The 21,838-nt window shown below is 70.3% G+C and carries 14 protein-coding genes; 6 read left to right on the top strand and 8 right to left on the bottom strand.

Annotated elements, in window-relative coordinates:
- The first annotated feature begins 12 nt into the window (after window positions 1-12).
- The 5 genes from ACFY2A_RS18895 (at window position 13) to fxsT (ending at window position 9,058) form a co-directional block, all read left to right on the top strand.
- Window positions 13-2,364 (top strand): FxsB family cyclophane-forming radical SAM/SPASM peptide maturase, encoded by a 2,352-nt coding sequence (locus ACFY2A_RS18895; RefSeq protein WP_387173121.1) that lies wholly within the window; start codon window positions 13-15, stop codon window positions 2,362-2,364.
- Entirely contained in the window at window positions 2,351-3,193 is an 843-nt protein-coding gene (locus ACFY2A_RS18900; protein ID WP_387173123.1) for an aminoglycoside N(3)-acetyltransferase, read from the top strand. Before ACFY2A_RS18895 ends, ACFY2A_RS18900 begins: the two co-directional genes overlap by 14 nt.
- 84 nt (window positions 3,194-3,277) lie before the next feature.
- Window positions 3,278-3,934 (top strand): TIR-like protein FxsC, encoded by a 657-nt coding sequence (locus ACFY2A_RS18905; protein ID WP_363925016.1) that lies wholly within the window; start codon window positions 3,278-3,280, stop codon window positions 3,932-3,934.
- Window positions 3,931-5,178, top strand: coding sequence for a TIR-like protein FxsC (locus ACFY2A_RS18910; protein WP_387173125.1), 1,248 nt, complete (start codon window positions 3,931-3,933; stop codon window positions 5,176-5,178). Before ACFY2A_RS18905 ends, ACFY2A_RS18910 begins: the two co-directional genes overlap by 4 nt.
- Window positions 5,171-9,058: an FxSxx-COOH system tetratricopeptide repeat protein gene (gene fxsT / locus ACFY2A_RS18915; RefSeq protein WP_387173127.1), complete on the top strand. Its 3,888-nt coding sequence runs from the start codon at window positions 5,171-5,173 to the stop codon at window positions 9,056-9,058. The genes ACFY2A_RS18910 and fxsT overlap by 8 nt, the downstream gene beginning before the upstream one ends.
- Before the next feature lie 43 nt (window positions 9,059-9,101).
- On the opposite strand, the gene ACFY2A_RS18920 is transcribed toward fxsT, so the two are convergent.
- The 7 genes from ACFY2A_RS18920 to ACFY2A_RS18950 form a co-directional block, all read right to left on the bottom strand.
- Window positions 9,102-9,992, bottom strand: a complete 891-nt coding sequence (locus ACFY2A_RS18920; protein ID WP_387173129.1) for an alpha/beta fold hydrolase — start codon at window positions 9,990-9,992, stop codon at window positions 9,102-9,104.
- A gap of 252 nt (window positions 9,993-10,244) precedes the next feature.
- Entirely contained in the window at window positions 10,245-10,796 is a 552-nt protein-coding gene (locus ACFY2A_RS18925) for a hypothetical protein (protein ID WP_387173131.1), read from the bottom strand.
- 125 nt (window positions 10,797-10,921) lie between these two features.
- Window positions 10,922-11,764: a carbohydrate ABC transporter permease gene (locus tag ACFY2A_RS18930; protein ID WP_387173133.1), complete on the bottom strand. Its 843-nt coding sequence runs from the start codon at window positions 11,762-11,764 to the stop codon at window positions 10,922-10,924.
- Window positions 11,754-12,719 carry a carbohydrate ABC transporter permease gene (locus ACFY2A_RS18935; protein WP_387173135.1) on the bottom strand — a complete coding sequence of 322 codons (966 nt, stop codon included), beginning with the start codon at window positions 12,717-12,719 and terminating at the stop codon, window positions 11,754-11,756. The genes ACFY2A_RS18930 and ACFY2A_RS18935 overlap by 11 nt, the downstream gene beginning before the upstream one ends.
- A 10-nt stretch (window positions 12,720-12,729) precedes the next feature.
- Window positions 12,730-14,001, bottom strand: a complete 1,272-nt coding sequence (locus ACFY2A_RS18940; RefSeq protein WP_387173137.1) for an ABC transporter substrate-binding protein — start codon at window positions 13,999-14,001, stop codon at window positions 12,730-12,732.
- Window positions 14,002-14,017: 16 nt separating this feature from the next.
- The gene (locus tag ACFY2A_RS18945; protein ID WP_387173405.1) at window positions 14,018-15,643 is read right to left on the bottom strand and encodes an FAD-dependent oxidoreductase; all 1,626 of its coding nucleotides are present in this window, start codon (window positions 15,641-15,643) and stop codon (window positions 14,018-14,020) included.
- A gap of 75 nt (window positions 15,644-15,718) precedes the next feature.
- Window positions 15,719-16,729, bottom strand: a complete 1,011-nt coding sequence (locus ACFY2A_RS18950) for a LacI family DNA-binding transcriptional regulator (protein ID WP_363925024.1) — start codon at window positions 16,727-16,729, stop codon at window positions 15,719-15,721.
- Window positions 16,730-17,103: 374 nt separating this feature from the next.
- On the opposite strand from ACFY2A_RS18950, the gene ACFY2A_RS18955 reads away from it, so the two are divergent.
- Window positions 17,104-18,123, top strand: a complete 1,020-nt coding sequence (locus tag ACFY2A_RS18955) for a hypothetical protein (protein WP_387173140.1) — start codon at window positions 17,104-17,106, stop codon at window positions 18,121-18,123.
- 215 nt (window positions 18,124-18,338) lie between these two features.
- Here the strand turns inward: ACFY2A_RS18955 and ACFY2A_RS18960 are convergent, their stop codons facing one another.
- Complete coding sequence (locus ACFY2A_RS18960; protein WP_387173142.1) at window positions 18,339-21,707, bottom strand: endo-1,4-beta-xylanase; 3,369 nt, start codon at window positions 21,705-21,707, stop codon at window positions 18,339-18,341.
- Between the last annotated feature and the right edge of the window lie 131 nt (window positions 21,708-21,838).

Genomic DNA, 21,838 nt, shown 5'->3' on the forward strand with positions numbered 1-21,838 from the left:
ATCTGATGCCTGGTGTCCACCACGCCAGGCGAATCTGATCCGTGGCCGCTTCCACTGGACCAGTACGTCCTCAAGGTGCACAGCCGATGTGACCTGGCCTGCGACCACTGCTACGTCTATGAACACGCCGACCAGAGTTGGCGGGCCCGGCCGCGGGAGATCGCCCCGGAAACCGTGGCGGCCGCCGCCGTCCGCATCGCCGAGCATGCCCGAGAGCACGGCCTGCGCCGGGTTCATCTGGTGTTGCACGGCGGCGAACCGCTGCTGCTGGGGGTGACCGGGTTGGCGATGGTGCTGACCCGCCTGCGTGCCGCCATCGAGCCGGTCGCCGAACTGGACCTCCGGATGCAGTCCAACGGGGTGCTGCTCACTGCGCAACTGTGCGACCTGTTCGTGGAGCACGGCGTGCGGGTCGGCATCTCGCTGGACGGTGACGCCTCGGCGAACGACCGGCACCGACGCTTCGCCAACGGGGCCAGCAGCCACGCCCAGGTACGGCGGGCGTTGGCCCTGCTCCGTCGGCCGGAATATCGCCGCTGCTACGCGGGCATTCTCTGCACGATCGACGTGCGCAACGACCCCGTCGGGGTCTACCGGGCGCTGCTGGCCGAGGCGCCGCCCCGGATCGACTTCCTGCTTCCACACGCGACCTGGGCCGATCCGCCGCCGCGACCCGACGGTGTCACCTCGTACGCGGACTGGCTGCTACCCATCTACCGACAGTGGGTCCGCGGCGGCCGGCCGGTCGACATCCGACTGTTCGACTCGCTGCTGGCCACCGCCGCCGGCGGGCGGAGCGGCACCGAGGCCGTCGGGCTCGATCCGTCGGGTCTCGCGGTGATCGAGACCGACGGCGCCTGGGAACTGGCCGACTCGATGAAGACCGCGTTCGACGGTGCGGCCGGGACAGGTTTGGACGTCTTCGACCACTCGGCGAACGTCGTGACCGCACATCCGGAGTTTGCCCGCAGCCGGCGCGGCCTGGCCGTGCTCTGCCAGACCTGCCGGGACTGTTCCGTCGTCGGCCAGTGCGGCGGTGGGCTGCGGGCGCACCGTTACTCCGCTGCCGGCGGGTTCGACAATCCGTCGGTCTACTGCGCCGACCTGAAGAAGCTGATCGTCACGATGAACCGTGAGTCACCGGAGACCGGCGTGGCCGCCCATCCGACCGACCTTGCCGGGGACCGGCTTCTCGACGGCCTGCCCGCCGGCGACCTGCTGGACGATCTCGGTACCGGCCATGGCTCGGAGGCCAGCCTGCGGCGGCTCGCCGCCGCCCAGCTCGCCTACGTGCGGGGGCTGCTGGTCCAGATCGCCGACCGGGTCTCCGGCACGCCGCTCGCCGAAGCCTGGGAGCTGATCGTCCGGCTCGACGAGGAGGCGACCGACGCGGTCTCGGCCACCTTCGCCCACCCCTACCTGCGGCGGTGGGCCCGGCACTGCCTCGCCCCGGTCACGGGTGAGGCCCCTGACTGGGCGTACCTCGGCGCGCTGGCCGCGGCCGCGGCCGTCCGCGCGGGCGTCGACACGGACATTGAGGTGCCGGTGCGCTCCGGCCTGGTGCATCTACCGGGCCTCGGCGCGCAGGCCATCGACGAGCCGGGTGAACGGAGCGCACGCCTGTCGATCGCTGGCGGTGGATTCACCGCCCGCGCCGGGAAGTCGCTCGTCACGGTGCCACCCGCCGGGGCCACGCCCCCGGCGGGCTGGGCACCCGTACGTCAGGTCGAGCTGGACGGCTGGACGGTCCTGATCGACGACATCGACCCGTACCGGGACTGCTACCAGTGGCCGGTGACCGGCCGGCTCGACCCGGCGCAGCTGACGTCCTGGCGGAGGTCACTGGCTGCCGCCTGGGCCAGGATCGAGCGCACCGTGCCTGGTCAGATCGCGGGGCTGCGGGCCGGGCTGCGGACCGTCACGCCGCTGCGGGTGGATCCGAGCGGCCGGCTGCGCAGTGCCGCCTCCCGGGACGCCTTCGGCGCGCTCGGCACCGTGCCGGCCGCCCCCGACCCGCTGGCGGAGCTGCTGGTGCACGAATTCCAGCACGTCAAACTCGGCGCGGTGCTGGATGTGGGCCAGTTGTACGACCCGGCGTACCGGAAGCGACTCACCGTGCCGTGGCGCGACGATCCGCGACCGCTGGAGGGTGCCCTCCAGGGCACGTACGCACATCTGGCCATCGCCGACATCTGGGGGGCTCGGCCCGGTGCCCTGGCCCGGCAGCGGCACCGCCGATATCGCGGGTGGACGGTGCGCGCCATCGACGAACTGGCCGGCACCGGGGCGCTCACCGAGCACGGGCATCGCTTCGTCCGGCGGATGCGCCAGACCGTGGACTCGTGGTCCGATGACCCGCGTTGACCGAGCGGTCCTTTCCGGCCGCGCCGATCCCGCCGAGGTCGACCGGCTCGCCGCCGACCTGACCATACTCGGCGTACGGGCCGGGCAGGACCTGTTGGTGCACTGCTCGATGCGGCGGATGGCGCCGGTGGCGGGCGGCCCAGCAACGCTGCTGGCGGCGCTGCGTCGGGTGGCCGGGCCGGAGGCGACGGTCGTCGTCCCGGCACAGACGGCCGGCAACTCGCCGACGAGTCCGGCCTTCCGGGCCGCCACCGACGGGCTGGATGCGGCGGGCCGGGCCGCCTACGAGGCTCGGCTACCCGGGTTCGATCCGGCGACCACACCCGCCGAGGGAATGGGGATCTTCGCCGAGTACCTGCGGCAGCAGCCCCGCGCGGCCCGTAGTGGTCACCCACTCACGTCGTTCGCCGCCCTCGGCCGCCGCGCGGCCGAGTTCACCGCGGTCCACGACCTGGACTGCCACCTCGGGGAGCGCTCGCCACTTGGGCGTCTCTACCGCGCCGGCGCCGCGGTCCTGCTGCTCGGCGTGGGCTACACCAGCTGTACGGCCCTGCATCTGGCGGAGTACCGGCCGGAGGCACGACGGCCGGCGGGCCCACCGCCGGAGCGGGCCTACCGCTGCTACGTGCTGGTGGCCGGGCGTCGGGAGCGACGCGATTTCCGCGCGCCGTCGCTCGACATGAGTGATTTCTCCACGCTCGGCGCGGCGATCGATGCCGGTCTGCCGGTCGGTCGCGGCCTCGTGGGCAGCGCACCGACCCGGTTGCTCGATCTGCGCGATGCGGTCGACTTCGCGACAACCTGGATGGCCGGGCATCGCCGACCGTAAAGCGGTATAGACCCATCCGTGCCGGTGTGCTTACCTTGGGCGACGGCGCGGTGGCACCTGCGGTCGATGGCGGGGGAGCAACAGTTGGGTGATGACAGGGTGGTGGACGATCCGTTCGCTCCACTGTTCTTTGTCAGCTATGCCGTCATCAAACCGCCGCTGCGGGCGCCCGGCGGCCGGCGGGAGGCCAACACGAACGCGCTACGTCTCTTCACCGAGCTGTCCATTCACGTGAACGCCCTGGTGAGCCGCCCGGCCGGCGCGGATCCCGGCTTCATCAACCGGACCATGCGCGGTGGCGAGAAATGGACCCCGGAGCTACTGGAGGCCGTCGGCACATGCCAGGTCTTCGTCGCCCTGCTGACCCCGGCCTACCTGGACAGCGAGTGGTGCGCGATGGAGTGGGAGTTGTTCGCCCGCCGGACGATCACCCGCCGTGACGGTCGGCCCACCCGCGAGACCTGCATAGTGCCGGTGTGCTGGGCGCCGGAGGATTCGTGCGAGCCGCCCGACGGCCTCGAGTGGTTCTCCCCGGAAGGCACCCCGGACGAGAACGTGGTACCGAGATACCACCAGGAGGGCCTGTACGGGCTGCTCTCCATGAAGGACGACGCCAGCGACGTGGTGATCTGGAAATTGGCCCAGCGCATCGTCGAGTTGACCCGATCGCACTGGGTGGAGCCGCAGGTGCTGACCGCACCCAACCGGCCCCTCAGGAAGTTCTCCGGGAGGGACAGATGAGCGGGATCGGGGCGGCGGCACCGGTGGCGGTCGACCACGGCACCTACTTCTTCCTCAGCTACGCCCATTCCCCGCCCATGCTGGAGGATCCCCGTCTGGATCCCGACAAGTGGGTCAAGGTGTTCTTCGACGATCTGTCGGCGGCGATCCGCGGCCAGATCGCCGCTCCGGACGACCGGCAGGTCGGGTTCTTCGACGCGCAGCTGAGCTCCGGTGCGGACTGGGAAGAGACGCTGACCACGGCGCTCGGCAACACCCAGGTGTTCGTGCCGCTCTACTCGCCCGCCTATCTCAGCAACTCCTGGCCGCTCGGCGAGTTGGAGGCGTTCCGGCGTCGGCTGAAGGCGTCCTCGATAAGTGAGAAGTACCGACACATCGTGCCGGTGCTGTGGATCCCGCTGCCGTCCTGGGACCAGACGGCCGAGACCCGTGAGGCACTCGAACTCGCCGGCGATGTCACCGGGTACGCCGAGAACGGGCTGCGCGCGCTGTGCATGCTCGCCAGCTACCGCTCGGCGTACCGGGAGGTGCTGAGTCGTATCGCGACGGAGGTCACGCAGATCGCGCAGCGGCATCCGCTGCCGTCCTCCGTGGTGCCGAAGGTGGCCGAGGCGCGTCCCACCTCGCGGGCGGACGCCCAGTTCGTGGTGGTCGTCGCCGCACCGACCCGGGCCGAGGTGCCGGCGGAGCGGGCACCCGGGGTCTACGCAGAGCGCAGCGAGCAGTGGCGCCCGTTCGGGCAGGATCAGGCGTTGCCCGCCGCGAAGTACGTCGCGAGCACGGCGGAGCGGCTCGGGTTGGCCACCCACGTCACCAGCTTCGCCGATGCCGGTGACGTGATGGCCCGCTGCCCCTCGGTGCTACTCGTCGATCCGTGGATCGTCAGCGACAGCGCCGGCGAGCACGATCTGGCGCTCGTGCTGAAGCGGCTGCCTCGGTGGGTGATCCCGTTGGTGGTGCTCGCCAAGGACGATCCGTTGGCCGCGCCCGCAGGCAACCGGTTCGCCGACCGGGTCGCGCGGATGCTCGACCGGGCGAACCGGCCGCCGGCGAGGCGGGTCACCCAGCTGTCGGAGTTCGTCCAGATCATGCCGGAGTTGGTGACCGAGGCCCGCCGTCAGTTCCTCAAGAACGCACCCGTCGTGCCATCGGACCGGCCTCGGGTTCGGCGACCGCAACTCGGTCGGCCCGAAACGTCGGGCGGCAGCAACACTTTTCAGGTACAGAAGAGGACCGATGACTGACGAACGCAGCGGCCAGGTGGTCACGTTCTACTCGTTCAAGGGTGGTACGGGCCGGACCATGGCACTGGCAAACGTGGCGTGGATCCTGGCGGCGAACGGCAAGAAGGTGCTGGTTGCCGACTGGGATCTGGAGTCGCCCGGCTTGCATCGGTTCTACCATCCGTTCATCGACCTGAGTGTCCTGCCCGGCACCGGCGGGGTCATCGACATGATTCGCGATTTCGAGACTCAGGCCTCGGTCAAGGACGACGACGGGCTGCCGAAGAGCCGCCTGCTGCCGAACGGTTGGGAGGCGGAGTTCGCGCGGGTGCAGCGGTTCGCGTTCTCGCTGAACTACACCTTTCCCAACGGGGGAAGCCTCGACTTTCTCTCCGCCGGCCGGCACAACCGGGACTACGCCGCCGGGATCAGTGGCCTGGACTGGGACGTGTTCTACGACGGGCTGGGCGGCGCGGCGTTCATCGACGCGTTGCGCGCGGACATGCGTCGCAACTACGACTACACGCTTATCGACAGCCGGACCGGGCTGAGTGACGTGGCCAGCATCTGCACGATCCACCTGCCGGACGTGCTCGTCGACTGCTTCACGTTCAGCGACCAGGGGATCGATGGCGCGGCCCGGGTGGCCCGCGAGGTGACCGAACGGTACTTCAACCACCGGCGGATCCGGGTGCTGCCGGCGCCGATGCGGGTCGACCCGGCCGAACAGGACAAGGCCAACGCCGGCCGGGCGCTGGCCATGCACCGCTTCGCCGGACTGCCCGCCGGGATGAGCGAGGGCGACCGTCGCGACTACTGGGCCGAGGTCGAGGTGCCCTACGTGGCCTACTACGCGTACGAGGAGACGCTGGCGACGTTCGGTACCGACCGGGCGATGCTGTCGGCGTACGAGCGACTGACCGCGGCGATCACCGACGGTCAGGTCCGGTCCCTGCCGCGACTGGACGATGCCGTGCGCGGCCAACTGCGGTCGCAGTACGAGCGCAAGAGGTTCCTGCCGCAGGGGGAGATCCTGCTGCGCTACGCCCCGAAGGACGAGGTCTGGGCGGAGTGGGTCGAGCGGATTCTCGGCCTGGTCGGCATCCAGGTCATCGACGGGGGGTCGCCTGCGGTTCGCCGGGAGGTCACACCGACCCGGACACTTACCGTCGTCTCGACGGCGTACGCGGAGACCACGCCGGGCGCGCTGCCGCCGTCCGAGACCCCCGGCTCGGGCACCCCGCTGGCCGTGTACATCGACGACGTCAAGCCGCTGCCCGAGTTCACGCTTGAGACGTCGGTCTTCCTCAACGGTGTGACCAGGGCGAGTGACGCGGCGGCGAGCCTGCTGCGACTGGTCGGCCGCGTCGAGTTGGCCGGTGAGGACGTGATTGCGGCGACCGGGTCCCGCTATCCGGGTGCCGGTCCGGAGCTACAGCGCACGCCGGTGGCCAACGTTCAGTTCATCGGGCGCGACGAGGAGCTGCGCCGGTTGCGGCGGCTGCTCCAGGCCGGTGCCAGCCGGGGATACTCGCTGGTCGCGCTGCGTGGGATGGGCGGTGTGGGCAAGAGTCAGATCGCCCTGGAGTACGTCCATCGCTTCCGGACGGCGTACGACCTGGTGTTCTGGATCGAGGCCGATCCGAAGGCCCTGGTCGACTCGTCGTTGGTCGATCTCGGTGAACGGATGGGCCTGCCCGAGGCGGTGAACATCCCGGCCGCCATCCGTCAGGTGCACGACACGCTGATCCGCGGCGACCGCTATCCGCGGTGGCTACTGGTCTTCGACAACGTCGCGGACTACCGGGAGATCGAGGAATTCCTGCCGCAGGGCGGCCGGGGCCACATCATCATCACCGCTCGGGAGCGGACCTGGGAGGAGAGCGCGGAGACCATCGAGATCAGCCCGTTCAGCCGGGCCGAGAGCATCGAGCACCTCAAGCGGCAGGTGGCCAGCATCTCTGAGCCGGACGCGGACCGCGTCGCCGAGGCGCTCGGTGACCTGCCGATCGCCCTCGCCGTCGGTGGTGCCCTGCTGGCTGTCAGCGGGGGGTCGGTGGACGACTATCTGGTCGCGTTGGCCGAGCACGGCGCGGTCCTGGAGACCTGGGGACCATCGCTGGACCGGCTGAAGCAGGACTCGCCCGGCGCGTACCGCCTGTTGGAGATCTGCTCGGTGCTGTCGGTGAAGGTCTCTATCGAACTGCTCAACAGCAGAGGCATCGCAGACCTGCTGCGGCAGGCCGACCCGTCGGTGCCGACCCGCTCCGGCGCGGCGAGACTGATCCAGCGCATCAACCGGCTGGCGCTGCTGCGGCTCGACACCCGAGCGCAGCAGATCGAGATCCACCGCCTGCTGCGCGACGCCGTCCAGCGTCGGATGACCGAGGAGGAGCGGCAGAGCACCCGCCGGCAGGTGATCAGCGCCCTGGCCGCGGCCCGGCCGGACAGCGACGTGGACGTGGCGGACAGCTGGGAACGGTTCCGGATGCTCTGGCCCCACCTGGAGGAGTCGCAGGTCGCCATGCAGGCGGCGCTCGACTCCGACGATCCGGCCGTGCTGGAGTTGCTTGTCGAGCGGGTGCGTTACATCTGGCTGCGCGGTGTGCTCGGCCAGGCCCGCGAACTCGGCGAGCGGATCCTCAGGGCGTGGACCGACCGGCTCCAGGCGAGCACCGACCCCGACGAGCGTGCGATGCTGCGCCCGCCGCTGCTGCGGCTGCGCTTCAACTTCGGCAACATCCTGCGCTCGCAGGGCCATTTCGAACAGGCCCACGCGTTCGACGAGGAGACCCGCGCGGAGCAGCGGGAACTGCTCGGCGAGACGCACGCCGACGCGCTGATGACCGCGGGTGGGCTCGCCGCTGACCTGCGAGGTCTGGGTCGGTACGCCGAGGCCCTGACCGAGGACGAGCAGACCTACGGGATGTGGTCGCGGGACTTCGGTGAGAACTTCCCGCGTACCTTGACGGCCTTGAACAACCTGGCCGCCTCGATGCGGCTCAACGGCAAGGTTGCGGAGGCACAGCGGCTGGATCAGCAGGTTTACGACCAGCGCCGGGTGATGCTCGGCCGCAACAACCACTGGACCCTCGCGTCGGCCGTGAACCTGGCCCGAGACCTGCGGGAGTCCGGCGAGTACGACCGTTCCCTGGTGCAGTCGCAGGAGGCGTTGACCGACTATCAGAACCTGTCCGGCCCCAACGCCCTGGCGACGCTCGGTGCGCAGACGAACCTGGGAGTCGCGCTGCGCACGGTGGGTCGGCCGGCCGAGGCGGCCCAGTTGCTCGACGCCGCGTACGACACGTTGCGGGCGACGTACGGGGAGGACAGCCCGGACACGCTGGCTGCCCGGCTGAGCCGGGCGACCAACCGGCTGGCGCTCGACGACCCCACCGGGGCCGAGGAGGAACTGCGGGCGGTGCAGGCGCTCTACCGGGCGCTGCTGGGTCCGCGGCACCCGCACACGTTGATCTGCGAGAACAATCTGTCGGTGGCGGCCCGGGCGCTTGGCAACCGGGAGGCCGCTCGGATGTCGGCCCAGGTGGCCGCCAGCGGACTGGGTGAGATGCTGCACCCGGAGCACCCGTTCGTGCTCGCCGCCCAGATGAACCTGGCGATCTGCAAGGCGGACATCGGGGATCTCGCCGGAGCGTTCGAGTTGATGGACGACCTGCGCAAGGTGCTGCGCACCGTGCTCGGGCCGCAGCACCCGGACACCCTGCGGGCCGCGGCCAACCTGGCGTTGATTCGACATCTGCGGGAGCCGGACGCGGCACCGGAGGAACTGGACGCGGCAGTGGCTGAGTTGGTTAAGCGGCTCGGTGGCGGGCATCCGGACGTGCGCGCGCTGGGCCAGCGGAAGTTGCTCGACCGGGTGCTGGATCCGCACCCGTTCTGATCGGCGCGCGGCGACGTTGCCGTGAGTCGTCCGGGCGGTCGGGTCAGACCCGCCCGCCCGGACGGGCGTCGACGAGATCCACCTGGGGGGTGGCGAGCCAGGCGAGGATGTCCGGCAGGATCAGCATCGCGGCGAAATGGCCCACCCCGGGCTGCTCCTCGAACTCCGCGTGCGGGATCTGCGACTTGAGCCAGCGGGCGTGGGAGACCGGCGAGAAGGCGTCGTCGGCACCGTGCCAGAGGCGGACCGGAACGTTTATCGACGACGGGTCGAAGCCCCAGTCCTGGCTGAGCGCCAGCGCGTCGTCGATCCAACCGTCGGCGCCGAAACGGACCGCCTCGGCGAAGCTGGCGGCCAGTTGTCGGCGCATCGCGACGTCCTCGACCACGTTGCGATCGGCGGCGCTCAACTCGCCGTCGAGGAAGCTGACCACGCTCGCCGGATCCCGCCGGGTGCGGTCGGCCCGGATGGTCAGCGACTCGATCAGCCGGCGCTGGTCGGACATCGCTTCGCGGTACGCCTGGACATTGGAGGGGGCCATGCCGGCGTACCAGTCCAGACCCGGTGCGTCGGTGGGGGCCGGGGAGACCAGCACCGCCGCCCGGGTCAGCCGACCGGTGAACAGGTCACTGGCGGCGCAGGCGAGGGCGTGTGGCCCGCCGCCGGAGCGGCCGACGACGGCGAAGGCGTCCAGTTCGAGGTGGTCGGCGATCGCGTGGACGTCCCGTGCGGCATCGGCGACGCGACGGCCCGGATGGCGGGTCGACCTGCCGTAGCCAGGCCGGTCGTAGCAGATGAGCCGGATGCCGAGCAGGTGCAGGATCATGCTCCGGGGCTTCGGGCCGCTGCGGCTGCCGGGCATTCCGTGCATCAGGAAGATCGGGAAACCGTCCGCCTTGCCCGATGTCTCGACGGCGAGAGTTCGGTCGTCCACCGGGACGTCCCACTCGGTCGGCCGCTCCTGTGACACCCTGTGCCTTCCCTAGGAACCTCGGTGAAGGGTGGCGTCGGCGGGCACACCAGCACACCGTCTCGGCTGAGGCTCCCCCGTCGATCGCGATGGGGCTGATTACTGAAGAACTCAGGGTATCCCCCGCGAGGCGGGTACACCAGCAGAGCGCAGGATACCCGTCAGATGCCATACCACTGCGGCCGACCCGCCGGTGAACAGTGGCTCTTTCGTGGATTACCGGCGACCGCCGCGACGCCTCGCCAGCAACCGGTGGTGCTCCCGTTTCAACGCGTCGAACGACCTGCGAACGTAATCGACGTACGCGGCACCGGGATGCGTGATCAGGGCCGGTCGTCGGTCGCCCGGTTGGGCCAGCGCGACCTCGTACGCGGCGACGTGGGCGCAGAAGGCCCGCAAGGGTTCCGGCATACCGTCCTCGATCACCAGGTCGGCGCGGCCGAGGATGAGGTCGCGCATCCGGATGTTTGCCGGCATCAGCGCCTGCTGGACCCACCGCATCCACTGGTCCTGCTGGTCCTCGGTCAACGCCGCGTCGGACCTGCGGTGCTGCCGGCCGGGCAGGTTGTCGTCCCGAAGGGCCTGCCAGAGTCGTTCGTTGACGTCGACAAGGGCGTGCAGCGGACCGTAGAGATCACGCAACTGGCTCGCCACCCGGTCGAGGCGGGCGCGCCGACGCTCGGCGCGAACCTGGGCGTACTGGTTGAGCACGAAGACCAGTACCGCGACCACGATGCTGGCGCTGGCTGTGATCACGGCCGCCGTCACGTCACGCTCCCACCCTGGCCCGCGTCCGCCGAGGACTGCCGTCACCACGCAGCATATTGCAGTCGTGCATGGTCGACCCGTCCCGGCGTCCGCGCGGCCCGGCGGATCCGGGCCGCGCGGCGGGGTCAGCCCTTCAGGCCGGTGTGGGCCAGACCTTCGATGAACTGCCGCTGCGCGATCACGAAGATCACCAGGATGGGGATGGCGGTCATCGACGCCGCCGACAGCTGTACGTCCCACATCGGCCCGCCGTAGGCGTCGACGAACTGGGTGAGCGCCTGCGGGAGGGTGAACTTCTCCGGCGTGGAGAGGAAGACGATCGGCTCCAGGTACAGGTTCCAACTGTGCAGGAAGGTGAAGATCGCCACCGCGCCGAGCGCCGGGCGGGCCAGCGGCAATGCGATGCGCCAGAAGGTGGCGAAGCGGCCCAGCCCGTCCACCCGTGCCGCCTCCTCCAACTCGGCGGGGAGGGTGATGAAGAACTGCCGCATGATGAAGGTGGCCAGCACGCTCGGCGCGCCGAGGATCGGCACCAGGATCAGCGGCCAGTGGGTGTCCACCATGCCCCACGAGTTGAACATGCGGAACAGCGGGACGATCGTCACCTCGCTGGGGATGAGCAGCCCGACCAGCACCACCACGAACAGCACCTGCTGGCCCCGGAAGCGGATCCGGGCGAAGGCGTACCCGGCCAGCGAGGAGACCGCCAGGGTGCCGACGGTGACCACGGCCGCGATGTACCCGCTGTTGAGGTACTGCTGCGCGAACGGTTGCAGCTCGAAGACCCGACGGTACGCGGAGAGGCTGGCCTCGGTCGGGATCAGCGACGGTGGGAAGGCGAAGATGTCGCCTACCGGCTTCACCGACGAGGTGACCATCCACCAGGTGGGGAAGACGAATGGCAGGGCCAGCAGGCAGAGCACGCCGTAGAGCGCGACCCTGGCCCGTACGGAGAGCCTACTGTTCATGGAAGACCCACTTCCTGCGCATCCGCCACTGCACGACGGTGAGCACCAGCACGATCAGGAAGAGCAGCACCGACAGTGTGGCCCCGTAACCGAACTGGTGGAACTGGAAGGCCCGCTGGTAGAGGTAGTAGACGAGCACCGTGGTCGAGGTGCCCGGCCCGCCTTGGGTGAGCACGGCGATCTGGGCGAAGACCTGCAACGACCCGACCACCGTGATGATCGAGGTGAGCAGGATGGTCGGGCTGATCAGCGGCACGGTGATCCGCCGGAATCGGGTCCAGGCGTTGGCGCCCTCGACCCGGGCCGCCTCGTACAGCTCCGCCGGCACGCCCTGCAGCGCGGCCAGGAACAGGACCATGTTCAGGCCGACGTTCTTGACCACCTGCACCACGATCACCGACAGCAGTGCCGTCCAGTCGCCACGCAGCCAGTTCGGCCCGTCCATGCCGACGGTGCCCAGGGCCCCGTTGACGCCACCGTTGTCCTGAAGCAGGAATCCCCACACGATCGTCCAGGCCACAAGCGAGACGACCACCGGGGAGAAGAACAACGTGCGGAACACGACGGTGCCGCGTAGCCGCTGGTTGAGCAGCACCGCGAGCAGCAGGGCCAGGCTCAGGTTGAACACCACCAGGCCGATCGAGAACAGCGCGGTGACCCGCAGCACCGACGGCAGGTTCGGATCGTCGGCCATCGCCTGGTAGTTGCCCGCGCCGACGAACTCGAAGGTGCCGGCGAGCACGTTCCACTCGTGCAGGCTGTACCAGAAGACCAGCCCGAGTGGGATCAGTACGAACAGCACCGAGCCGGCGAGTTGCGGTGCGACGAAGAGCAGCCCGGCGAGCTGGTCGCGGCGGCGGGTCGTCCACCAGCCGCGCCGCCGGTGCGGGGCGGCACCGCCGGGGGCGGACCGGCCACTGGCCCGCCCCACGGTGTCCCTGGTCAGGACCGACATGGCACTGGTCCTACTTCGCCAGCAGCGGGTTGATCGCGGTGCAGACGCCGTCGAGTACGCCCCGCACGTCCGCGTCCGGCCGCCACAGCGGGTCCAGCGCGGCCCGGACCGCCTGGTTCAGCGCGGCCTGGCCGGTGTGGCTGGGCTTGACCACGCCCTCGGCGATCCCGTCGATCACCACCTGTTGCAACTGCTCCGGGCTCAGCAGCGGGTTGGTCTTCGCGAGGGTGTCGGCGGTGAGCAGCGAGGCCCGCGGCGGCGGGAAGAACTGCGCCAGCTTCGCCGAGTTGGCGGGGTTGGTCAGGTAGGCCAGGAAATCGGCGGCGGCCTCGGCGTTGCGGCCCTGCTTGAGCACACCCATGCCGCCCTGGCCGATCACCGCGTACTCACCCTTCGGCCCGGCGGGCAGCGGCACCAGGTCCCAGCCGAACTTCTGCCCCTCAAGCAGGGAGGCGCGGGAGATCTGGGTGATGGTCATGCCGGCGTCGCCGGCGAAGAAGTCGGCGGTGGTACCCGGACCGGGCAGCGCCTTGTCGACGAAGATCCCCCGGTGCAGGGCGGTCATCGCCTCGACCATCTCGGCCGAGTTGAAGCCGCAGGTGCGGCCGTCCTCGCTCCACGCCTGCGCGCCCCAACCGGTCCACACGGTGGACAGGAAGTCCCAACCCTTGTAGTCGAAGTCGCGGACCACCAGACCCGCCTTGCCGGTCTCCGCCTGCACCGCCTTCGCGGTGGTCAGCGCGTTCTGCCAGGTCCACTGGCGGGCGGCGATCAGCTCGGCCGGGCTCTGCGCGCCGGACGCCTTCACCAGGTCGGTGTTGACGAACACCCCGAACGGCGAGGTGGAGAAGGGGTACGCGTACAGCTTGCCGTCGGCCTGCCACAGCTTCGTCGCGGCCGGGGCGAGTTCGTCGAAGCCGTACCCCTCGGTGCCCTTGAGGGTGTCGTCCAGCGGCACCAGCGCGCCGGAGGTGACGAAGTCGGGCGCGGAGTTCTCCAGCACCCAGGCCAGGTCGGGCGGGTTGCCGCCGGCGATCTGGGTGGTCAGGGTGGTGGTGTAGCTCTCGAACGGGATCGGGTCGAAGGTGATCCCGGCGACGTCCGGATTCGCCGCGGTGTACTCGGCGGCGATCTCGTTGAACAGCTTCAGGTGGGCCTCGTTCGCCGACCAGGTGGTCATCCGCAGCGTGACCGGGCCGTCGGATTCGGCGGAGTCGCCGCCGCAGGCGGTCAGGCCGAGCATCGCGGTGAGCGCGACGACGGCCGTCAACCGGTTCCTCATCAGGTCATGTCCTTCCTCAGTAGCCGGCGATGTCGGGCCAGCGCAGCTCGACACCGGATTCGGCGAGGCGGTTCTGGAAGTCGGCCAGCAGGCCGGGGGTGTAGCGCACCGCGCGGGGGGTGACCCGCCGGGCCAGGCAGAAGTCCGCGAGCAGGCCGGCGACCTCGCCGACGTTCCACTCCACGGGGTGCAGGCGGTAGGAACCGTTGGTGATGTGTGTGGTGCCGATGTTCTTGCCGGCGGGCAGCAGGTTCTCCACCCGCCGGGGGATCAGGGCACCGAGCGGGATCTCGAAGGGGCAGGAGGCCACGTCGATGTAGTTGTCGCCGCCGGTGGAGGGGTGCAGGTCGATGCGGTACATGCCGACCCCGACCGAGTCGGCGTAGCTGACCGCGCCCTTGTCGCCCCGGATCTCCAGCGAGAGGTCCTGCTCGACGACGGTGTACTCGGCGCGGATGCGGCGCGACTCGCGGATGTAGGGGGCCTGGGCCAGGCCGCTGTGGGCGACATCGCCACCGGTGGCGGCGGTGCCGTTGCCGGTGACGTCGCCGCGCAGCCGCAGCCCGGGAAAGCCGGTCCCACCGTCGGAGCGCGGCGCCTCGGTCTGCAACCAGTAGAGCACCGACAGGGACAGCTCCCGGGCCGCCGCGATCCGCGCGTCCGGATCGGGCACGTCGATCACCGGCTGCTCGAAGTAGTCGAGCATCGGCCAGTTGACCAGGCAGATGTCGCTGTCGTAGGAGCCGGGGGCGAAGTTGCGTCGGGCGGCGATCCGGCGGAACGTCCACAGGTTCCCGTCGCCGGGATTGACCCGCTGGTCGGCCTGGACCAGCCAGGGGTCGTCGTCCGGGTTGGGGGTGAAGCTGCGTTCGGAGATCGCCAGGGTGCGCGGGTTGGGGGAGCGGAACGACAGCATCCGGTCGCCCCAGAACGGTGGCCGGTACGCCCGCCAGAAGTCGTACGCCGCCGGCCTGTCGATGGTGTGGTCCCCGTCGACGTGGTCGACCGCGAAGCACACCGACACCGCCTGCATGTTCGCCGGCTGCGCCTGCTCCGGCGCGCTCGGCTCGCCGGTGTCGGCCCGGGACTCGAAGCCGGTGACGTACTCGGTGCCGGTCAGCGGCAGCAGCTCACCGGTCTCGGTGGCGTCCAGCACGTATGGCGCGGTCAGGTGCACCCGCTCACCGGTGTGTCGGTGCGCCACGGTCACACCGGTGACCCGGTCGCCGTCGGTGTCGGCGGCCACCGGCCGGTACGGCTGGAGCACCCGCAGTCGCCCGGATCCCCGGTACGACCCCAGCATGGCCTCCAGTACCGCCACCGCGACCCGGGGTTCGTGGCAGAGCCGACTGACGTGCCCGGCCCCCGGGTTCAGCGCGGTGGTGCGCCGGGCCCGGTCGGTAAGCGGATACCACCGTCGGTAGTGCTCGCGGATGCCGTCACGCAGCGCCCGATAGCTGGCGGTGACGCCGAAGTGCTCCACCCAGGAGTGTTCGTCCGGCGGTACGGCCTGGCTGGTGAGCTGCCCGCCGAGCCAGTCGTACTCCTCGGTCAGCAGCACGCTGCGACCGGCGCGCAGCGCGGCCAGGGCGGCGGCCACGCCACCGAGCCCACCGCCGACGATCAGTACTTCGGCCTGCATCTCGGGCACGGTCGGTCCTCCCAGGGGTTGGTCGAGGGTCGCCGGCCGAAGGCGTGGCGACCGGGGGCGAGCTGGTCAGTGTCGGGGCGGCAGGAGGGTGACGCCGTCGACCGGTTGACACGGCAGCAGCCGCTGGGTCGCGGTGCCGGGCACCCCGGCGAGCAGCCCGGTGAGCACCTCCACGGCCTGCCAGCCCATCTCGCGGCGGGGGATCCGGAAGCCGGTGAACTCCAGGTCGCTGGTCGTCGGTCGGGTCGGGTCGCCCAGGGCCAGGATGGACAGGTCGGCGGGCACGGTCAGACCGCGCTCGGCGGCGACGGTGGCCAGGGCGACACCGTCGGCGTACTCCTCCACCATCACGGCGGTGACTCCGGCGGCGAGCAGCGCGTCGAGCAGGTCGGTGGGGGAGCGGTCGGTGGGTTCGTGCCGGGTCGGCAGCCCGGCCGCGTCGAGGGCGGTCCGGTAGCCGGCGAACCGGTCGGTGTGTGATTCCGGGCCGCCCCCTTGGCCGAGGTACGCCAGCCTGGTGTGACCGGCGTCGAGGGCGCGTCGGACCATGTCGGCGGTGGCGGTGGCGTAGTCCGCGCCGACGTACGGCACCGGTCCGCCCGCGTCGTCGCGTCGGCCGACGGAGACGAACGGATGCCCCTCGGCGACCAGCCGGCCCAGCTCGTCGCGGTCGAGCGAGCGGCCGAGCAGGACGCAGCCGTCGGCCAGCCGCAGCCGGTTGTCGTCGTGGAAGATGCGTCGCCGGCCGTCGGTGACCGGGGCGCTGGTGAGCAGCAGCAGGTCGCAGCCGAGGCGCTCGGCGGACTCCTCGATGCCGACCAGGAACGGGTGGTAGAAGTCGCCGGTGCCGGCCGGGAAGACCGGCTCGTAGGTGAAGACGCCGAGGATCCGGTTGTGCCGGGCGGCGAGCCGCCGGGCGACCGGGTCGGCGACGTACCCGGTGGACCGGATGGCGCTCAGCACCCGTTCCCGGGTTTCCGGGGCGATCCGGACGCTGCCGTCGTCGCGGCCGTTGAGCACCAGCGAGACCGTCGCCTGGCTGACGCCTGTCATCCGGGCGATGTCCTGCTGGGTCACCCGCCTGCGCGATCCGGTCACGTTCCGTGTCCAATCGTTTCTTCGCTAATACGCATTAGCTACGTTGGTGTGAAATCCTGCGACCCACTGCCGCCTGCCGTCAACCCCCGAAGACGGAAAAGTTCTCCGGATTATCGGCGTGATAATTCGTATTAGCGCCTTGACCCGGGCTCGCCGTCGACCGCAGACTCATCGATCACAAGGTTCGCTCCCTCATGGAGCCCGATCTCACGCACGGTCACCGGCATTCGTTGCGGCGACCGTCTGGCCACGCCTGCCCTCACCGTCCCGTCGCGGCCCAGCCGGCAGCGCGGTCCCACCACCATCCCCAGCTCCGCCATCGACGAGCGTCCCCCTCCCGATCGGAGACCCTCATGAACGACCGACCCCTACCGGAACCCGCCTCGGTGAGCCGTCGTGGCCTGCTGCGCGGCGCGGCCCTGCTCGGTACCGCCACGGCCGCCGGTACCGCCCTCGGCGGCACTCTCGCCGCCGCTCCCGCCCTCGCCGGGCCGGCCGGCTTCCCCAGCTACCGCTACGTCCGCGACGCGTTCGCCACACCGCTGCGCTACGACCCCACCGGCGAGACGATCTTCCCGTGCGTACGCGGGGTCTACGACAAGATCTCCGGGGCCCGGGGGCGGTACTACCTCTACTACGCCCCGCACGACGCCCCGGGCGGCATCTGCCTGGCCTACGCCGACCGGCTCGAAGGCCCCTACACCGAGCACCCCGCCAACCCGATCGTCGACCGGGTGCTGCCCACCACCACGGTCAGCCACGTCTCCTCGCCGCACGTGGTGTGGAACGCTTCCACCAGGGAGTTCTTTCTCTACTTCCACGGGGAGAACTTCACCACCCGGGTGGCCCGCTCCCGCGACGGCATCACCTTCACCAACGAGACGCCGATCCTGAGCACCGGGCTGGTGCCGAACACCACCGAGACCTCGTACGCCCGGGTCTTCGCACACTCCGTCGCCGGGAAGAACAACAAGTACGTCATGCTCTTCATGGGGGCGCACACCGTCGGCCCCGGCACCCGGAAGATCTTCTGGGGTTGGTCACCGAACGGCTGGGACCAGTGGCAGTTCGCCCCGAATCCGCTGATCTCGCCGGCCGGTGACGGGTTGACCGACATCTCCAGCCCGCACCTGCTCAAGCGCAACGGCACCAGCTACGTCGCCTACCACGGCAACGACGGCCGCATCCGGCTCACCGAGGTCGGCAACAACTTCGACCGGGAGGTGCATCTCGGGGTCTTCCACGCCCCGATCGCCTCGGACAACGGTCGGGTCGCCGCGCCGGCCTTCGGCACCGACGGTGGCGTCTCGTACATGGTCTATGAGGCGGGCCCCCGGCTCGACGCCCGCATCTGCATCGCCCGCGCTGTCTGACCGGAGCGGGAAGACCGCCCCGCACCGGCAACTCCGGCCCGCCGCCGGCTGGTCAGTGGCACCGGACGAGGACTTACCCGACGACCGCCACGGCGGCGACGAGCATGCGGACATGAAGGTGGCGGCCACCCGCCCTGAGCGAGCGGTGGCCGCCACCGGAGCTGTCGCACCGTTCGGGCCCGTCGGCTGGGTCAGCCGACAGGCCCGGGCGGGTGTCACAGGTTGGCGCAGTACCCGATGCTGAAGGTGCTGGCGCCGGCGGCCAGGGTCCGGTTCCAGTCGACTCCCCGGATCCGGTAGCTACCGTCGGCCAGCCGCTCCCACTTGAAGTTCCAGGCGGTGTAGATGTCACCCTCCAGATCGAGCACGGCGGTCCACTCGACGGACTTGTCGCCGTTGTTGGTGGCGGTGATGGTGGCGCAGTAGCCACCGCCGCTGTCGGAGTTCCAGCGGGCGATCCGCTCCGTCGTGATCTCCACGTTGGAGCCGGCGACCAGCCGGCCCACACCCCAACGGGCGGTGGTCTGGTAACCCTCGCCGTTCTGCTCGGCCCAGTTGCGGATCGACGTGCGTGCGCCCTCGGCGGCGTCGTTGACCTGGAAGTCCAGGCCGTGGAACGTGCCGAGGCCACCGTATTCGAGCAGGCTGATCGCCGCCTCGACGGTGTAACCGGCGTCGGTACGCACGGCCGCGCTCTCCAGCCGTCCGGCCTGGAACGCCTCGTCGCCGGTGCCGAACGACACGACGTTGTCGGCGTTGATCCGGATCTGGCTGTCGTCGTAGCGGAACGGACCGTTCTTGGCGTTGCCGGCGTCGACGTAGATCTCGACCGAGTCCTGGGTCCACGGGTCGGAGCCGGAGACGTCCACCACCGGGTCGGTGACCTCGGCCAGCACGTACAGTGTCTGGCCCCGCCAGAGGGTACGGACCTCGGCGCTCGCGCCGTCGGTGCCGGAGACCTGCTTGGCGGTGGTGACCGAGGTGGCCTGGGCCCAGCCGGCGTCCACGGTGCCGTCGATGACCGGTGCGGCGGCCGTTTCGCGTACCTCCAGGTACGACAACTCCTCCACCAGGCTCAGGGTGCCCACGGCACCCGGGGTGTTCCAGCCGGAGGTGGTGCCGTTGTCGGTCACCCGCACGTCGAAGGTGCGGGTCTCGCCCTCGGCGGCGTCGGCCAGCGGCAGGTGGGCGACCAGGTGGTAGCCGTCGTCCCGCTCGGCCGCCACGGCCGGCACGTCGCCGCCGCCGTCGCGGGAGACCTGGTAGGTCTCGTCGCCCAGGGTGAAGGTGACCTGGTCGTCGTCGGAGACCGAGGCGTCGTCGACCGTCACGTACGCGGTCAGGTGGTCCGGCGCCCAGCGCAACTGGAACCGGGCCGAGTCCTCGATCGGGTGCAGTGGCAGTTTGCGCCACGTCAGGTCCTTCGGCGCGGCGGGCGTGAGGGCCACGTCACCGGCGAAGACGTTGGCGGTACGCAGGCGCGCCGGCAGGTCGCCGTCCACCGTTCCGTAGTAGGCCGGCTTGGCCCGTAGGTTGTCGTCGAACAGCAGCGGCGCGTTGGCCGACCGCCACGAACGGCCGTCGGTGAGGCCCCATACCGTGACCGCGAACAGGTCGTCGGTGTGCTCCCGGAAGATCCGGAAGGCGTCCCGGTAGAAGTAGCCCTGCTCGATCAGCCGCGCCTGGGTCACCGGAGTGCCGGTGGTGACGTCGAGTTCGGTGACGGCCTGGGTCAGCGGCAGGTCGGCGAAGGCATCCAACGTGGCCGCCAGGCTGCTGACCGGCGTGGCCAGCGAGACGTGGAACTGGTGACCCACACCGTCGATCGGCACGTCGCGCTCGACCAGCCGCTGCACAAGCGCCCGGTAGCGGGCCTGCTTGCCACTCTGCTCGGTGTTGTAGTCGTTGATGAACAGGGTGACCGGGTCGCTGCCGGGTACGGCGTGGACGTCGTTGAACGCCTCGTGCGCGTACTCGAACGACAGGTCGATGAAGCTCTCGCCGAGGATCCGGTACCACTCACTGCGGCGCAGGCCGTCGGCGTACTCGCCGCTGTCGCTGATGACCTCGTTGACCACGTCCCAGGCGTACAGCGGGTTGGTGGGGGAGCCGAACAGGCCGTAGCGCTCGGACAGTGATTCGGCGACGTCGAAGATGTGGGTGCGTAGCCGGTCCCGCAGCAACTGCTGGTGTTCCGTCGACGTGGTCAGCGGCTGGCCGTCCGCGTCCTGGAAGAACCAGGCCGGGGTCTGGCTGTGCCAGACCAGTACGTGACCGTAGACGCGCAGGTCGTTGTCGCGGGCGAAGTCCATCACCGTGAGCGCCTGCTCGTGGGGTCGGAAGGTGCGCTCGTCGTCGTACCAGGCCTCGGGCTTCATGTGGTTCTCGTGCGTGACCTGGTTGAAGTGCCGGTTCAGCAACTCGGCGGCGCCGCCGACGGTCTCCCGGGCGTCGATCGCCACGCCGACCGGGAAGTCGGTGGTCTCATGGATGGCGGTGAGATCCTCGATGACCGGCGGCTCGGGCACCCGGACGACGACGTCGTCGACCAGGAAGTCGCTGGTGTTGCCCGCCACGTCCGCGCCCTCCCAGCGGGTCTCGAAGTAGAGCAACGCCTCGTCCGCGGCGGGCATGGTGAACCGGGCGGTCACCTCGGTCCAACCCGTGTTGGTGATGGACTCGAACTGGGCGAGTGTGCTGAACGACTGGCTGTCGCCGGAGGTGCTGGCCAGGCTGAGCCAGATCTGGTCGGTCGGCTGGCCCTCGGCGAACCGCAGCCAGGCGCTGAACTCGTAGGTGACGCCCGCCTCGAACAGGCCGGCCACGTCACGCCCGAGTCCGGCACCCTGGTTGACCCGGTCGGTGACCAGCGCCGCCGCCGTCCCGCCGTGCGCGACGTCGCTGATCTCGACCGTCGGGGCGCCGGGACCGCTGTCGCGCGGACCCCAGCCGTCCAGCCCGTCCTCGAAGTCGGTGTCGATGACGACGGTGCCGGGCTCGGGTCCGCCCGGTTCGCCGTCCGGTCCGGTGATCAGCACGTCGTCCAGGAGGAACGGGGTGCTCTCCGCCGCCTCGACGTAGAGCGTGGCGGCGCTGAGCCCGTCGGGCAGCGTGTAGGTGCCGCCGATCTGCGCCCAGCCGTCGGCGGTGGTGGGGACGTCGCCGCCGATCCAGGTGTAGGTGTTGTCGCCGCCGTCGGCCGGGGTCGCCTCGACGGTGAAGTGCACCCCGGCGGTGCCCTCGGTGCCGGCCGGCAGCTTCACCCAGGCGGTGACCGAGTACTGCGTACCGGGCCGGAACAGCGCCGTCGCGCTCGTCGCCGGGCCCTGCCAGTTCGCCGTGCGGCCGGTGACCGACAGGCTGCTGTCGCTCTCGTGTCCCTCGTCGGTGATGGCGAGGGTGATGTCGCCGCGCGGTCCCCACGGGGCGTACGAGCCGGACTCGAAGTCGTTTGTGAGAATGACCTCGGCGGCGGCCGCCGGTGCGGGTGCCACGGCGACCGCCGCGACGAGCGCTGCCGAGCAGAGCAGAGCGATGGTTCGGGATCGGCGTCGTGATCGATGGGAGAGGTTCCAGAGGCGCATCGAAATCCCTCTATGTAGTATCGGTGCTGGCGGGTGTGTCTGACGTGGCCCTTCGGACGGATTTAAGCGCGTGCATGCTATGTCGAGACCCTCCCCGTGACCAGAACTTCCGGAAGTTTCCGGTAACGACG

This window comes from Micromonospora sp. NPDC000442, from assembly GCF_042898635.1.
In the GTDB taxonomy this organism is placed as follows: Bacteria; Actinomycetota; Actinomycetes; order Mycobacteriales; family Micromonosporaceae; genus Micromonospora.

What these genes read in the sequence shown, in the direction of transcription:
- ACFY2A_RS18900 (WP_387173123.1), top strand. Translation starts at nt 2,351, where the DNA reads ATGACCCGCGTTGACCGAGCGGTCCTTTCCGGCCGCGCCGATCCCGCC.
- ACFY2A_RS18910 (WP_387173125.1), top strand. Translation starts at nt 3,931, where the DNA reads ATGAGCGGGATCGGGGCGGCGGCACCGGTGGCGGTCGACCACGGCACC.
- fxsT (WP_387173127.1), top strand. Translation starts at nt 5,171, where the DNA reads ATGACTGACGAACGCAGCGGCCAGGTGGTCACGTTCTACTCGTTCAAG.
- ACFY2A_RS18930 (WP_387173133.1), bottom strand. Translation starts at nt 11,764, where the DNA reads ATGAACAGTAGGCTCTCCGTACGGGCCAGGGTCGCGCTCTACGGCGTG.
- ACFY2A_RS18935 (WP_387173135.1), bottom strand. Translation starts at nt 12,719, where the DNA reads ATGTCGGTCCTGACCAGGGACACCGTGGGGCGGGCCAGTGGCCGGTCC.
- ACFY2A_RS18940 (WP_387173137.1), bottom strand. Translation starts at nt 14,001, where the DNA reads ATGAGGAACCGGTTGACGGCCGTCGTCGCGCTCACCGCGATGCTCGGC.
- ACFY2A_RS18945 (WP_387173405.1), bottom strand. Translation starts at nt 15,643, where the DNA reads ATGCAGGCCGAAGTACTGATCGTCGGCGGTGGGCTCGGTGGCGTGGCC.
- ACFY2A_RS18955 (WP_387173140.1), top strand. Translation starts at nt 17,104, where the DNA reads ATGAACGACCGACCCCTACCGGAACCCGCCTCGGTGAGCCGTCGTGGC.
- ACFY2A_RS18960 (WP_387173142.1), bottom strand. Translation starts at nt 21,707, where the DNA reads ATGCGCCTCTGGAACCTCTCCCATCGATCACGACGCCGATCCCGAACC.